Annotated in this window: 11 protein-coding genes and 1 pseudogene; 4 read left to right on the top strand and 8 right to left on the bottom strand. The window is 66.9% G+C overall.

What is annotated here, in order from left to right; all coding sequences use genetic code 11:
• Positions 1–66: 66 nt before the first annotated feature.
• Positions 67–531, bottom strand: a complete 465-nt coding sequence (locus PARHAE_RS16145) for an Lrp/AsnC family transcriptional regulator (RefSeq protein ID WP_126155601.1) — start codon at positions 529–531, stop codon at positions 67–69.
• A gap of 109 nt (positions 532–640) precedes the next feature.
• On the opposite strand from PARHAE_RS16145, the gene putA reads away from it, so the two are divergent.
• A complete protein-coding gene (gene putA / locus PARHAE_RS16140; RefSeq protein ID WP_126155600.1) occupies positions 641–4,039 on the top strand; it encodes a bifunctional proline dehydrogenase/L-glutamate gamma-semialdehyde dehydrogenase PutA in 3,399 nt (1,132 codons plus the stop codon).
• 103 nt (positions 4,040–4,142) lie between these two features.
• Here the strand turns inward: putA and PARHAE_RS16135 are convergent, their stop codons facing one another.
• The gene (locus PARHAE_RS16135; protein ID WP_126155599.1) at positions 4,143–5,210 is read right to left on the bottom strand and encodes an FAD-binding oxidoreductase; all 1,068 of its coding nucleotides are present in this window, start codon (positions 5,208–5,210) and stop codon (positions 4,143–4,145) included.
• On the bottom strand, positions 5,207–6,445 hold the full coding sequence (locus PARHAE_RS16130; RefSeq protein ID WP_126155598.1) for an aromatic ring-hydroxylating oxygenase subunit alpha: 1,239 nt from the start codon (positions 6,443–6,445) through the stop codon (positions 5,207–5,209). The genes PARHAE_RS16135 and PARHAE_RS16130 overlap by 4 nt, the downstream gene beginning before the upstream one ends.
• Before the next feature lie 116 nt (positions 6,446–6,561).
• Here PARHAE_RS16130 and PARHAE_RS16125 point away from each other — a divergent pair, with 116 nt between their 5' ends.
• Complete coding sequence (locus PARHAE_RS16125) at positions 6,562–7,458, top strand: LysR family transcriptional regulator (protein ID WP_126155597.1); 897 nt, start codon at positions 6,562–6,564, stop codon at positions 7,456–7,458.
• Here the strand turns inward: PARHAE_RS16125 and PARHAE_RS16120 are convergent.
• The 5 genes from PARHAE_RS16120 to PARHAE_RS16100 all read right to left on the bottom strand — a co-directional run bounded on the left by PARHAE_RS16120 (position 7,432) and on the right by PARHAE_RS16100 (position 12,575).
• On the bottom strand, positions 7,432–8,937 hold the full coding sequence (locus PARHAE_RS16120) for an FAD-dependent oxidoreductase (protein ID WP_126155596.1): 1,506 nt from the start codon (positions 8,935–8,937) through the stop codon (positions 7,432–7,434). The two genes, PARHAE_RS16125 and PARHAE_RS16120, sit on opposite strands and share 27 nt — an antisense overlap.
• Positions 8,937–9,968 carry a quaternary amine ABC transporter ATP-binding protein gene (locus PARHAE_RS16115; protein WP_126155595.1) on the bottom strand — a complete coding sequence of 344 codons (1,032 nt, stop codon included), beginning with the start codon at positions 9,966–9,968 and terminating at the stop codon, positions 8,937–8,939. The genes PARHAE_RS16120 and PARHAE_RS16115 overlap by 1 nt, the downstream gene beginning before the upstream one ends.
• Positions 9,961–10,842, bottom strand: a complete 882-nt coding sequence (locus tag PARHAE_RS16110) for an ABC transporter permease (protein ID WP_126155594.1) — start codon at positions 10,840–10,842, stop codon at positions 9,961–9,963. The genes PARHAE_RS16115 and PARHAE_RS16110 overlap by 8 nt, the downstream gene beginning before the upstream one ends.
• A 71-nt stretch (positions 10,843–10,913) precedes the next feature.
• Positions 10,914–11,702, bottom strand: coding sequence for a pyrroline-5-carboxylate reductase family protein (locus PARHAE_RS16105; protein ID WP_126155593.1), 789 nt, complete (start codon positions 11,700–11,702; stop codon positions 10,914–10,916).
• A gap of 240 nt (positions 11,703–11,942) precedes the next feature.
• Entirely contained in the window at positions 11,943–12,575 is a 633-nt protein-coding gene (locus PARHAE_RS16100; protein WP_126155592.1) for a TetR/AcrR family transcriptional regulator, read from the bottom strand.
• Between the two features lie 146 nt (positions 12,576–12,721).
• Between PARHAE_RS16100 and hpbA the strand changes: the two genes are divergently transcribed.
• Both hpbA and PARHAE_RS16090 read left to right on the top strand, forming a co-directional pair.
• Entirely contained in the window at positions 12,722–14,758 is a 2,037-nt protein-coding gene (hpbA, locus tag PARHAE_RS16095) for an N-methyl-L-proline N-demethylase HpbA (RefSeq protein WP_126155591.1), read from the top strand.
• Positions 14,759–14,761: 3 nt separating this feature from the next.
• Positions 14,762–14,857: pseudogene (locus PARHAE_RS16090) on the top strand (electron transfer flavoprotein subunit beta/FixA family protein); the annotation flags it as partial.

The following is a 14,857-nucleotide window of genomic DNA, read 5'->3' as shown; positions in this document are numbered from 1 at the left end:
CCGTCTTCAAGAACGGCGGCGGCGCGCATCTGGATCTGATGATCGCCTCCTGGATCATCGACAGGCTCAGCCAAGCGTAAAGGTCTGTTCCACCACCGCCTCCATCGAGACATAGCTGGACGTGTTGCTGATATGCGGCAGGCCCGAGATCTTCTCGGCCAGGATGCGGCGGAAATCGGCCATGTCGCGGGACCGGACCTTGACCAGATAGTCGAAGCCGCCCGCGATCATGTAGCATTCTTCGATCTCGGGGATGGCGCGGACGGCGGCGTTGAACTGCTGCAAGGCGGCCTCGCGCGTGTCGGTCATGCTGACTTCGACATAGGTCACATGGGTCAGGCCCAGCTTCAGCGGCGACAGGATCGCGCGATAGCCGGTGATCAGGCCGATCTCCTCCAGATGGCGGATGCGCAGGGCCACGGGGGTCTTGGACAGCCCCACCTTGCGGGCCAGTTCGGCCACCGGGATGCGGGCGTTGCGGGTCAGTTCGTCCAGGATCTTGCGGTCCAGGGCGTCCAGAGTGACGGTCATCCCAAAAATTCCTTGTTCTTTATTTCATCGGCCTAGCCCGGCAGCCATTTTCAGGCGCACCGACTATTCGATCTTTGATATACCTGTCGGATCAGTCAAGGAGTCAGGCATGTCTTCCGTCAGTTCCAGCGTCTTTTCCACCCAGGCCAAATTCGCGGACGAGGGCCAGCTTCTGGATCGCCTGACAGCCCAGGCCGACTTGTCCGCCGAGGCCCGCGCCGCCATCACCGCCCGCGCCGCCGACCTGGTGCGCCGCATCCGTGCCGAGGCGCGCCCCAGCCTGATGGAGCATTTCCTGGCCGAATACGGCCTGTCCACGCGCGAGGGCGTGGCGCTGATGTGCCTGGCCGAGGCGATGCTGCGCGTCCCCGACAAGATCACCATCGACGCGCTGATCGAGGACAAGATCGCGCCTTCGGACTGGGGCAGGCACCTGGGCGAGGCGTCGTCCAGCCTTGTGAACGCCTCGACCTGGGCCTTGATGCTGACCGGCAAGGTGCTGGACGACGACCAGGCGGGCACCCTGCGCCGCATGGTCCGCCGCCTGGGCGAACCCGTGATTCGCACCGCCGTGGGCCGCGCGATGAAGGAAATGGGCCGCCAGTTCGTGCTGGGCCAGACCATCACCGATGCGCTGGACCGCGCCCGGGCGCGCGAGAAGCAGGGCTTCACCTACAGCTACGACATGCTGGGCGAGGCGGCGATGACCGGCGCCGATGCCGCCCGCTATGACCGCGCCTATGCCGACGCCATCGCCGCCATCGCCAAGGCCTGCGACAAGGGGTCGGTGGAACAGAACCCCGGCATCTCGATCAAGCTGTCGGCGCTGCATCCCCGATACGAGGTTGCGCAGGAAGCCCGTGTGATGCGCGAGCTGGTGCCCGTGGTGCTGCGGCTGGCGCAAGCCGCCAAGGCCGCGAACATGGGCATGAACATCGACGCCGAGGAACAGGACCGGCTGGTGCTGTCTCTGAAGGTGATCGAGGCGGTGCTGTCAGACCCCTCGCTGGCCGGATGGGACGGGTTTGGCGTGGTGGTGCAGGCCTATGGCAAGCGCGCGGGCCAGACCATCGACTGGCTGCACGACCTGGCGCAGCGGCTTGACCGGCGGATCATGGTGCGGCTGGTCAAGGGCGCGTATTGGGATACCGAGATGAAGCGCGCCCAGGTGGACGGCCATCCCGGCTTTCCGCTGTTCACCAGCAAGGTCGCGACCGATGTCAGCTATATCGCCAATGCCCGCAAGCTGATCGGCTATGGCGACCGGATCTATCCGCAGTTCGCCACCCACAACGCCCATACCGTCGCCGCGATCCTGGAAATGGCGGGCGGCACCCGCTTCGAATTCCAGCGCCTGCACGGCATGGGCGAACGCCTGCACGACATCGTGCTGCGCGAAACGAAGGGCCGCTGCCGCATCTATGCCCCGGTTGGCGCGCATCGCGACCTGCTGGCCTATCTGGTCCGCCGCCTGCTGGAAAACGGTGCGAACAGCAGCTTCGTGAACCAGATCGTCGATGAAAGCGTCAGCCCCCAGGAAGTCGCCCGCGATCCCTTCGACGCGCTGGCCACGGCGCGGCCCCCAGCCGCGCTGCGTGCGCCCGCCGACCTGTTCGCGCCCGCGCGCCGCAATTCGACGGGCTTCGATCTCAGCGACGAACAGACGCTGGCGCGGATCCAGGCCGCGCGCGACGTGGCGCTGCCCGACGTTGTGCCGCTGACGGTCTCGCCCCCTTCCGGCACCGTGCAGGACGTTCTGAACCCCGCCACGGGCCAGGCGATCGCCACCGTGACGATGGCCGACGCCGAAACCGCCGCCCGCGCCATCGACGACGCCCGCCCCTGGGACGCCCCCGCGTCCGAGCGCTCGGCCGTCCTGCGCCGCGCCGCCGATCTGTTCGAGGAAAACTTCGGCCCGATCTTCGGCATTCTCGCGCGCGAGGCGGGCAAGACCCTGGCCGACGCCGTGGCCGAACTGCGCGAGGCAGTGGATTTCCTGCGCTATTACGCGGCCGAGGGCGAACACAGTCGGCAAGACCCGCGCGGCATCGTCGGCGCGATCAGCCCCTGGAACTTTCCGCTGGCGATCTTCACCGGACAGATCGCGGCGGCGCTGATCGCAGGCAACGCGGTCATCGCCAAGCCTGCCGAGGCCACCCCGATCATCGCGGCCTACGGCGTCAAGCTGCTGCATCAGGCGGGCGTGCCCCTGTCGGCGCTGCAACTGCTGCCCGGTCGCGGCAGCATCGTGGGCACGGCGCTGTCCCGGGATCCGCGCGTGCGTGGCGTGGTCTTCACCGGGTCGACCGCGACGGCCCAGACCATCGCGAAAACAATGGCCGCGAACCTGGTGCCCGGCACGCCGCTGATCGCGGAAACCGGCGGGCTGAACGCGATGATCGTCGATTCCACCGCCCTGCCCGAACAGGCGGTGCGCGATATCGTGAACGGCGCCTTCCGGTCCGCCGGGCAACGCTGTTCGGCCCTGCGCTGCCTGTATGTGCAGGAGGATATCGCCCCGCATCTGATCGAAATGATCCGGGGCGCGATGGACGAACTGGTCGTGGGCGATCCCTGGTCGCTGGAAACCGATGTCGGTCCGGTGATCGACACGGGCGCGCGGGACGACATCGGGGGCTATATCACCGCCAACGGCAACCGCGTGATCCACAAGCTGGACATTCCCGCGCAGGGCACCTTCATCCCGCCCACCATGCTGCGCGTCGGCGGCATCGCCGATCTGGAACGCGAAATCTTCGGCCCGGTCCTGCATGTCGCGACCTTTCGTGGCGACCGGCTGGATCAGGTGGTGGCCGATATCAACGCACGCGGCTTCGGCCTGACCTTCGGCCTGCACACCCGCATCGACAGCCGCGTGCAAGAGGTCAGCGACGCGATCCACGTGGGCAACATCTATGTGAACCGCAACCAGATCGGGGCGGTCGTCGGCAGCCAGCCCTTTGGAGGAGAGGGGCTGTCGGGCACCGGCCCCAAGGCGGGCGGTCCGCGCTATGTGCCCCGGTTCTTCGCGCCCCCGGCCCCGGCGTCAGCGGGCGGCGACTGGCAGGGCCAGGCCGATGAGGCCCGCATCCGCAGCCAGCTTGCCGCCCATGTGTCGCGCAAGATCGACGAGCGTCTGATGCCCGGCCCCACCGGAGAGCTGAACCGCCTGACCGCCCATACCCGCCCGCCGGTCCTGTGCCTCGGCCCCGGTGCGCAGACGGTGGCCGCGCAGGTCGCGGCCGTGGCCGCGCTTGGCGGCGACGCGGTGGGCGTGGACGGCCCCGTGCCGCCGCAGGCGCTGACCCGCCTGCCGGCGATGGCCGCCGCCCTGTGGTGGGGCGACGACGCGCAGGGCCGCGCCTATGCGCAAGCCTTGGCGGACCGGGACGGAGAGATCGTGCAGCTTGTCACCGGAATGCCCGACCTGGCGCATGTCGCGCATGAACGCCACCTGTGCGTGGACACCACGGCGGCGGGCGGCAACGCGGCCCTTCTGGCGGGGTAAGACGGGAACGTTGCGGGGCGTTCTTCACACCCATGCGACCAGAAGGCGATGACGCGCCGGGCAAAGGCAACGGCCTTCACCCGACGCGTCCGGGGTCGGCCCGTCAAACCTCGACCGCCACCGCGCCCATCGGCTTCGAGCAGCAGGCGAGGATATAGCCGTCCTCGACATCGTCCTCGGTGATGCCGCCGTTATGGACCATATGCACCTCGCCCGACAGCTTGCGGATCCGGCAGGTGCCGCAGATGCCCATCGAACAGCCGGACGGGATGTTCAGCCCCGCCGCCCGCGCCACCGTCAGGATCGTGTCGGTCTGCGCGCAGGGCTGCGTCACGCCCGAGGCCGCGAAGGTCACTTCGGCCGCCTGACCGTCATGGGGCAGCACGTCCTCCGGCACCAGCTCGGCTTCCGGCGGGGGCGCATGGAAGCTTTCCTGGTGATAGCGGTCCATGTCGAAGCCCAGGCCCGACAGCGCATCGCGCACCGCCTGCATGAACGGCTCGGGTCCGCAGCAGAACACCTCTCGCTCCAGGTAGTCCTGCGCCATCAGGCCCAGCATCAACTGGTTGAACACCCCCTGAAAGCCGGTCCAGGGGCGATAGGGATCCTTCTCCTCGACCACCCATTTCAGCGCGATGCCTTCGGTGCGCGAGGCCATCTGTTCCAGCCGCTCGCGGAAGATGATCTCGGACGGGCGGCGGGCGCAGTTCACGAAAACGATGTCGGCGGGCCGACCGCTGTCATAGATCGCGGTCGTCATCGACATCATCGGCGTGATCCCCGACCCGGCCGAGATGAACAAGTATTTCGGCGCCGGATGATGAATGACCGAGAACCGCCCCGCCGGGCCGGACGCCTTCAGCCGCATTCCCGGCCGAAGGTGGTCGAACATCCAGCGCGTCCCCACCGATCCCGGCTGCGCCTTGACGGTGATCGTCAGCGACGTGGGCCGCGAGGGCGATGACGAGATCGTATAGGTCCGCCAAACGGTCCCGCCGGGCACCGGCAGTTCCAGCGTGATGAACTGGCCGGGATCGTGACCGAACAGCGCGCCCGAGGGGGCCTGGAAGCAGAACGTCATGACGTTCGGCGCCTCGGGCAGGGTCGCCACGCATTCCAGCGGCTCGGCGTCGGACCAGAACCGCAGGCTGGGCCTGGCCAGCGCGTTCATTCCGCCGCCAGGCGCTGCGGGGCTACGCCGCGTTCCAGCCAGTCGGCATACCAGTCGATGAACTGGATCACGCCGCTTTCCCAGTCCGGCGAATAGGGTCCGGGCACATAGGCGGGCGACAGGATGCCTTCCTGGTTCGTCTCGACGATCTCGCGGTCCTCGTCGTTGGTTTCGATCCAGACCTCGGTCAGGCGCTTGAGATCATAGTCCACGCCTTCCACCGCGTCCTTGTGGACCAGCCAGGTGGTCGTCACCTCGGTCTCGGTGGGGCTGATCGGCATAACCCGGAAGGTCAGCGAATGATCGGGCAAAAAGTGGTTCCAGGTGGACGGATAGTGGAACACCAGCAGCGACCCGGCATCCGGCTTGGCGACCCGGCCCAACTGTTTCTTCACGCCCGCCTTGCCGTCCATCGTATAGCTGACGGCGTTTTCCTGAAGCGGCATCCGGGCCAGCCGGAACTGCCCGCCCCCGCCCAGGGTGAACTGCGCGGGCGCGCCCACCGCCGCGCAGGCGTCGAAATGGTTCTGCAACCGGGCCGAGATCGACCCGTCGGCCGACACGCCCGCGACCTCGGGGTCCAGCGGGAAGGACCGGCACAGCGCCGGGTGGTTGGCGCTGCAATGATAGCATTCGCGGTTGTTTTCCCAGACCAGCTTCCAGTTGCCCTTTTCGATGATCGTGGACGAATGGGCGACCTTGGCGTCGCGCAGGTCGTGAACCTCCAGGAAGGGGCTGGCGGTGCGGGCGAATTCCTCGAAATCGGGGGGCGTCTCGGCCAGGCAGATATAAATCAGCCCGTTCAGGTCGCGCGAATGCACGGGCTTCAGCCCGTGTTTCGTGGGGTCGAAATCCGGCCCCATGTTGTTGGCCCAGATCAGGCGGCCGTCCAGGTCATAGGTCCACTGGTGATAGGGGCAGACCAGCTTGGCGACCTTGCCTTCGCGTTCCTTGCAGACGATGGACCCGCGATGGCGGCAGGAATTGTGGAAGGCGCGGATCACGCCGTCGCCGCCCTTCACGATCACCACGTTATAGGCGCCGACCTTCAGCGTCGCGTAATTCCCCGCCTTGACCAGCTGCGCCGCCGGAATGGCATACAGCCATTCGCGATAGAAGATGGTTTCCAGATCCAGCTGATAGACCTCGGCCGAGGTATAGAAGGGCTGTTCCAGCGCGTGGCCGGGCGCGCGGCGGGCAAGCAGGTCGTGGATGGTGGTGGCTGTGGCTGTCATGGCTGGCATCCTGTCCGAAGGGTGTGACACATTGCCGCGAAAATCCGCCTTGGCGGGCTTGCTGACAACGGCAGAAAAATTCATCCTGGCTTAGATCAGCTAACCCAGGGGGTGCGATGGCCAGACCCTATGACTTTGCGTCCATGACGGCCCTGATCAGTTTCGAGGCCGCCGCGCGGCATGGCAGTTTCAAGACAGCGGCAAATGAGACTAATGTCACCCCGGCCGCGATCAGCCATCAGATCAAGGCCTTGGAAGCCGATCTGGGATGCGCGCTGTTCATCCGCCGCCATCGCGGGGTGGAGTTGACCGAACAGGGCGCCTTCCTGCTGGTCGCCCTGCAACGGGGGTTCGAGACGATCTCGGACGCGGTGGCGCAGTTGCGCGACAGGTCGCAGGCGGTCGACGTGACCATCGCCGTGACGACCGCCGTCAGCGCCTTGTGGCTGACGCCCAAGATCACCGCCTTCTGGCGCATCCATCCGACGATCACCGTGTCCCAGATCGTCAGCGACGTGCAGGTCGCCAAGGGCTTTCAGGACATCAGCATCGGCTATCTGACCGAGAACCCCGGCCCCGGCGAATCGCGCGACCTGTTCCGCGACCGGATCATCGCGGTGGGCACCCCCCGGTTCGCCGCCGCCCACGCCATCCACAGCGTCGCCGACCTGGCGCATGTGCCGCTGGTCCATCACGACAAGAACCAGTGGACCGACTGGGCGGAATGGCTGGCGGCCCTGGGCGGCCCGGCGCCGACCGGGCGCGGGCTGTTCGTCAACAACCACATGATCGCGCTGCAGGCGGCGCAGGACGACGTGGGCGCGGTGCTGGCCTGGGACGGGCTGATGACCGACCTGCTGGCCCGCGAAAGGCTGGTCAGGTTGGTGCCGCAGGACATTCCGTCCTCGGTGCCGTTCCGGCTGGTGATCCATCCCCGCGCCTCGGCCAAGGCGCGGCTGTTCGCGGGCTGGCTGTTGCGCGACGTTTCAGCCGGTGCGGCGCAGCCGGGCTGAGACGGGCGCCATCGCCGGATAGATGCGGTCGGTTTCCTGGTGGAAGCGTTCCAGTTCGGCCCGCCGCCGTTCCTCGGACCAGCCCAGGGCGGTCGCGGCGGCGCGCGAGATTTCCTCGGCGCTGTCCCGGCCCAGGTCGGGATCGAGGCCCAGCGGCAGGCGGCGGCGGATCAGGTCGTCCAGGTGGGTGACGTGTTCCGTGCGCAGGATCCGCGCGATGTCGCTGTCGGGCGCCGGGATCGCGCCGCCGGCGGGCGCGCCGCGCCGTCCCAGCCGCCGCTCCACCGCCCGCGCCGCCATCCGCGCCGCGTGGCGATGCAGCATGATGGTCGAGCCGGTGACGGCCAGCAGGTTCGGGCGGTCGGGCTGTTCCACAACGCGCACCGGCAGCACCGTTTCCTGCCCGTCCAGGGTAGAGGTCGGGCGCACCCCGCACCAGCAATGGACCACATCGGCGCGGGTCAGGTTCAGGGTCGGGAACAGGTGGTTGAACTGGGCCAGGATGTAATCGACCTCGGACTCGGTCACGCGGATGGTGTCGGGATCGTCGCGGACCACGGTTTCGGTCGGGCCGATGAAATGCAGGTCGCGCCACGGAAAGACGTAATAGGGTTCGCCCTTGGTGGAAAACGCCTCCAGCCCCTGGCCGCGAAAGTCGGCGGGCAGGCGCACCATGACGTTGACGCCCTTGACGCCCAGCACGCGCGGCCCCTGCCCTCCGCCCGGCACCCGGTCGATCCAGGGACCGGCGGCGTTGACGACCACGGCGGCGCGGACCTGCGCCCGTTCCGCGTCCAAGACCCGATCCTCCAGCGTCAGTTGCCAGGCGTCCCCGGCCCGTTCGATCCCCGTGACGGCGGTATAGGTGCGCAGGGTGGCGCCGCGCCGTTCCGCGTCAAGCGAGGTATCCACGCAGATCCGTTCGGGCCAGGCATACATGTATTCCTGAAACGTGCCGATCCCGGTCAGTGCGCCGCCTTGTGTGCGGGCCAATTCCGCCGCCATCGCGCTGTCGCCCGCAGCCTGGGCGACCCGCTTGCGGCGATAGGACAGCGGCACCTTCCAGCCGCCCAGCCCCTCGACCAGCTTGAAGCCCAGGTCGACCAGCCAGGGCGGATAGCGGTCGCCCTTGCGGAACGGGTAATGGAACCTGTGCCGCGTCAGGTGGCCGGGCATGTCGCGCACCAGTTCGGCCCGGCAGCGCATCACGTCGCGGGTATAGGCCAGCCGCCGCAGCATGTCGCGCGGGCGCAGCGCCATTTGCCACAGCGGATAGCGCACGGCCAGATAACCCAGGCCCGAATACAGCATCCGACTGGACCGGGACGAGGTTCCCGCCCCGATGTCGCCGCGATCGACCAGCAGGACGCGGAAACCGCGCGCGGCCAGCTCGCGGGCGGTGGCGCAGCCGACCGCGCCCGCGCCGACCACCGCCACGTCGAAACCCTGCCCGTCCAGCCCCGCCAGCGGCGCACGCATCAGGCCGCCCCCGCCGCGACCGAGATCGCGCGTTCCAGCGACAGCCGCCCCACCGGCTTGCCGCCCTTGTCCTGCACCTCAAGGAAATGGACGCCCTTGGCCATCATCTGCCGCACCGCGTCGGTCAGGGTGGCGTCGGATTTCACCATCATCGCGGGCGCCGTGCCGTTGATGCCCAGCGGCTCCATCACCGAGCCGACCTGCACCACCTTGCCCCGGTCGACATGCTGGACGAAGTTCGCCACATAGTCGTCGGCCGGGTTCAGCACGATGTCCTGCCCGGTGCCCTGCTGGATCACCTGACCGTCGCGCAGCAGGGCGATGCGGTCGCCGATGCGCAGCGCCTCGTCCAGGTCGTGGGTAATGAAGACGATGGTCTTGCGGACCTCTTTCTGCAAATCCAGCAGGACGGTCTGCATGTCGTACCGGATCAGCGGGTCAAGGGCCGAATAGGCCTCGTCCATCAGCAGGATCGGCGCGTCGTTGGCAAGGGCGCGGGCCAGGCCGACGCGCTGCTGCATCCCGCCCGACAGCTGGCTGGGATACTTGGTCTCGAACCCCAGCAGGCCCACGCGCTCGATCCAGCGCATCGACACCTTGTCGCGGGCGGCATGGTCCACGCCTTGGACCTCCAGCCCATAGCCCACGTTCTCGATCACGGTGCGGTGGGGCAGCAGCCCGAATTTCTGGAACACCATCGCCGTCTTGTGGCGGCGGAATTCGCGCAGGACCTGGGGCGTCATGCCCACGACATCCTGCCCCTCGATCAGGATCTGGCCCGAGGTCGGGTCGATCAGCCGGTTGATGTGGCGGATCAGCGTGGACTTGCCGGATCCCGACAGGCCCATCACCACCTGGATCGCGCCCGCGGGAATGTCGATGTTGATGTCGCGCAAACCCAGGACGTGGCGATACCGGTCGTTCAGTTCCTGCTTGGTCATGCCGCGATTGACGGCATCCACGTAATCCGCCCCGCGCGGGCCGAAGATCTTGTACAGGTTGCGGATCTCGATGCCGATGGGTTCAGACATGGTGGCCCCCCCGATGTTTCTGGATGCGGCGGCCCCAGGCCTGGCTGACGCGGTCGAAGACGATGGCGATGCCGACGATGGCCAGGCCGTTGAACAGCCCCAGAGTGAAATACTGGTTGGAAATCGCTTGCAGCACCGGCTGGCCCAGCCCCTGCACCCCGATCATGGACGCGATCACCACCATCGCCAGCGCCATCATGATCGTCTGGTTGATGCCCGCCATGATGGTGGGCAGCGCCAGCGGCAGTTCGGCCTTGACCAGCCGCTGCCAGCGGGACGATCCGAAGGCGTCCGCGGCCTCCAGCACCTCGCCATCCACCTGGCGGATCCCCAGGTTGGTCAGCCGGATCATCGGCGGGATGGCATAGATGACGACCGCGATCAGTCCCGGCACCTTGCCGATGCCCAGAAGCATCACCACCGGGATCAGATAGACGAAGGGCGGCATGGTCTGCATCACGTCCAGAACCGGGTTCACCACCGCCTGCACTCGGTCGGACCGCGACATCAGAACGCCGATGGGCAGCCCCACCGCGATCGCCATCAGCGTCGAGGTGAGGATCATCGAAATCGTCTTCATCATGTCGTCCCACATCCCGAAGGCGCCGATAAGGCACAGCGTGGCGACGCAGCCGATCACCATCCGGGCGCTGCGGCTGGCAAACCACGCCAGCCCCGCCGCGATCAGGATGATGATCGGCCAGGGGGTGCCGGTCAGAAGCTTTTCGGACCAGTTCAGGAAATGGCGCAACGGATCGAACATGGTTTCGATGGCGTCGCCATAGCTTCGGGTAAAGGCCCGGAAGCCCTCGTCGATGGCCCGTTTCAGATCACGAAGCAGACCGTTGTCGATCTGCGGGAATTCGTCGAACATGGCGACCTCATGATTGGGTGGTGCTGCGACAAACGAATGCGGGCGGGTCCGCCGGCATGAAGGATTCGGGTTCAGGCGGGCGCATCCCCTGCCATGGCGCGGGCCTTGCGGGCGGCCGCGTCAAGCGCGGCCCGGATGGCTGCGGAAAACCCGGCCGCCTCGGCCGCGTCGATCCCGGCGGCGGTGGTGCCGCGATAGTCGCGATAGGCCGCCAGCAGCGCGGGCGCGTCGGCGATCCGGCCCGCCAGCATCGCCGCGCCCCCGCAGACGGCGGCGTCGGCCGCACGCCAGGCGATGTCCGGCGGCAGGCCGTTATCGGTCATGAAGCGCGCCATGGCGACCGCCATCAACGCCGGATAGGCCGCCCCCGAACCGGGCAGCGCGGTCATCAGGTCGATCTGGGATTCCCGCGCGATCTCGTCCGAGGTGCCGATGGCCGACAGGATCGTCGTCACGGCCTGCCGGTCGGCGTCGGTGACGCCCTGGTCGGCCCACCAGGGCGTCCAGGACCGGCCGATATCGGCCGCCGCGTTGGGCATGGCGCGCACGATCCGGCCGCCGCAGTCCCGCAGCCGGTCCGACCCGACCCCCGCCATGAAGGACAGGACCAGCTTGCCCTCGGCGCCCAGTCCAAGGGCGGGCCAATCCTGGGGCCTGACCGAGACGACCACGATATCCGACAGCGCCGCCAGCTCTACCGCGTCCCTGGCCCAGGTGACGGCATGGCCGTGATAATCGGACCTTGCGCCGCTGCGGTTGGCGACCACCAGCCGGTCGGGCGTCACAATGCCCAGGGACAGCAGCCGGCCGCCAAGCGCCGATCCCAGCCATCCCGTCGCACCGATGATCCCGATCCGCATCTGTTCCGATTTCCTCCCGTCGCCCGCCCAGCAAGGCCTGGCTTTCCCTTATCGCTAACGATTCGACCCCCAGCTTGCAACAAAATGTTCATGACTGTCATCATAAAGTTCATAAAAGCGCATTTGATATGCACTTAAGAACCTATCAGTGACTTACATGAACAATTCGCAGGGCCGCCCGAGTCGCCTCGCACAGCTTGCGTCATTCCCAAGGGCGAAAAGTCGATTCGAACGACCTTTTCAGGCGTAGCTGCGACGGATTCCGGCAGCGAACCGGGCAAGCTCGCGCGGCTCGGCCTCTCGACCGGAATAGATCTTCACATACAGCGGAATGCGTTCCAGCCGGGTTTCGATGTCTTCCTGCTGCCGCATCGAGATATAACCGATCTGGACCAGATAGATCGTGCGCGCCCGCACATCGGCCTCGGCGCTGTGATGGCCCCACTTGACCAGCATGGCGGCGATGGCCTGAAGCCGCGCCTCGTCGGCGGCGCGAACCCGTGCCGCCACCCCCTCGTCCTGCAAAGCCCAGCTGCGCACCGCAAATTCCAGACGCGAATCAAAGACATTCGCGGCCAAAAAGCAGGTCAGCACGTTCAGCATCGCCTCGGACACGCTTTCGGCATATTGCGTGGTGGCGTCCACCAGCGGCTTGGTGGTGCGTTCTTCCCAGCCATCGATCAGCGCCGCCAGCAGCGCCTCGCGATCCGCGAAGAACCAATAGAAGCTGGTGCGCGACAGGTTCAGCCGCTTGGCCAGCGGCAGGATCTTCACGGCGTCGATGCCGTTTTCGATCAGCGCCTGATAGCCGGCTTCCAGCCAACCCTCGCGCGATCCGCGCCATCCACTTTCGGGTGCATTCACCTGATCCATGGCCCTGTGGTTAAGCAATTGCCGCCCCCCTCACAAGCAGGATGTGCAACTTTGGGTGCAATAAGTTCATAGATGATTTTTAAGTTGACACAACTGAACATTTCGGAAAACCTTGCGTCAACACATCCACCTCGGGCAGGCAGATCATGTCGAACGACCCCCTTCTTCAGCCGTACCAACTGAAGCACCTGACGCTTCGCAACCGGATCATGATCACCAGCCATGAACCGGCCTATCCTGAAGACGGGATGCCCAAGGACCGCTATCGCGCCTATCACGTCGAACGGGCCAAGGCGGGGGTTGCGCTGACCATGACGGCGGGGTCGGCATCGGTGTCGCGCGACAGCCCGCCGGTCTTCAACAACATCCTGGCCTGGAAGGACGAGGTCGTCGGCTGGATGAAGAAGCTGACCGACGAATGCCACGACCACGGCTGCGCGGTGATGATCCAGCTGACCCATCTGGGCCGCCGCACCCGCTGGGACAAGGCCGACTGGCTGCCGGTCGTCTCGCCCAGCCATGAACGAGAAGCCGCGCATCGTTCGTTCCCCAAGAAGATGGAAGATTGGGACATCCGGCGCATCATCGGCGACTATGTGGATGCCGCCGAACGGATGAAGGCCGCGGGCCTGGACGGGCTGGAGGTCCAGGCCTATGGCCACCTGATGGACCAGTTCTGGTCGCCGCTGACCAACGACCTGGACAACGAATACGGCGGCAGCCTGGACAACCGGCTGCGCTTCACCTTCGACATCCTGCGCGGCATCCGCGACCGCTGCGGGCCGGATTTCCTGCTGGGCGTGCGCTACACGGGCGATGAATGCCTGCCGGGCGGGTTCGACGCGCAAGACGGCATCGCCATCTCGCAAAAGCTCAAGGACAGCGGGCTGGTCGATTTCCTGAACGTGGTGCGCGGCCATATCGACACCGACGCGGGCCTGACCGACGTGATCCCGGTGCAGGGAATGCGCAACGCCCCGCATCTGGAATTTGCGGGCCAGATCCGGCGGGCCACCGACTTTCCCACCTTCCACGCCGCCAAGATCCCCGACGTGCCGACCGCGCGCCACGCCATCGCCGCCGGGCTGGTCGACATGGTCGGCATGACCCGCGCCCACATGGCCGACCCGCATCTGGTCCGCAAGGTGATCGAGGGGCGCGAGGACGACATCCGCCCCTGCGTGGGCGCGAACTATTGCCTGGACCGCATCTATCAGGGCGGGCTGGCCTTCTGCCTGCACAACGCCGCGACCGGGCGCGAGGAAACCATGCCCCACACCATCCCTGCCGCGCCCGCGAAAAAGCGCGTCACCATCGTCGGGGCAGGCCCCGCCGGGATGGAGGCCGCCCGCGTCGCGGCGGAACGCGGCCATGCCGTGACGGTCTTCGAGGCCGCCGACCAGCCCGGCGGCCAGATCCGCCTCACCGCGCTGCAGGAACGGCGGCGCGAGATGATCTCGATCATCGCCTGGCGGCAGGCCATGTGCGAGAAGAAGGGCGTCACCTTCAACTTCAACACCTTCGCCGAGGCCGACGACGTGCTGGCGACCGACCCGGACGAGGTCATCATCGCCACCGGCGGCTTGCCCCATACCGAGGTTCTGACCGAGGGCAACGATCTGGTGGTGTCCGCCTGGGACATTCTTTCCGGCGACGTGAAGCCGGGGCAGAACGTGCTGGTCTATGACGACGCGGGCGACCACGCGGCGCTGCAAGCCGCCGACCTGATCGCCGCGACCGGCGCCAGGGTGGAAATCGTGACGCCGGACCGCAGCTTCTCGCCCGAGGTGATGGCGATGAACCTGGTTCCCTACATGCGCAGCCTGCAAAAGCTGGACACGACCTTCACCGTGACCTGGCGGCTGCAATCGGTCGCGCGCGAGGGCAACCAGCTGCGCGCCACGCTGAGCAGCGATTACGGCGGCGTCACGCGCGACCGGATCGTCGACCAGGTGGTGGTTAACCACGGCACCCGACCGCTGGACGAGCTGTATTTCGACCTGAAGGCGCTGTCTTCGAACGGCGGAGAGGTCGATTATGAAGCCCTGACCACCGGCGGCGTGCAGGCGGTGCGCAAGAACCCCGAGGGCCGGTTCCGCCTGTTCCGCATCGGCGACGCGGTGGCCGCGCGCAACACCCATGCCGCGATCTACGACGCGCTGCGCCTGGTGAAGGACATCTGACCCATGAAGATTCTGGTGCCCGTGAAGCGGGTTATTGACTACAACGTGAAGGCTCGGGTTCGAGCTGACGGGTCTGGGGTTGACTTGGCGAATGTGAAG

This window comes from Paracoccus haematequi (assembly GCF_900631945.1).
GTDB classification, from domain to species: Bacteria; Pseudomonadota; Alphaproteobacteria; order Rhodobacterales; family Rhodobacteraceae; genus Paracoccus; species Paracoccus haematequi_A.
The sequence above is the reverse complement of the archived record's forward strand: the minus strand, read 5'-3'. Positions and strand labels throughout refer to the sequence as shown.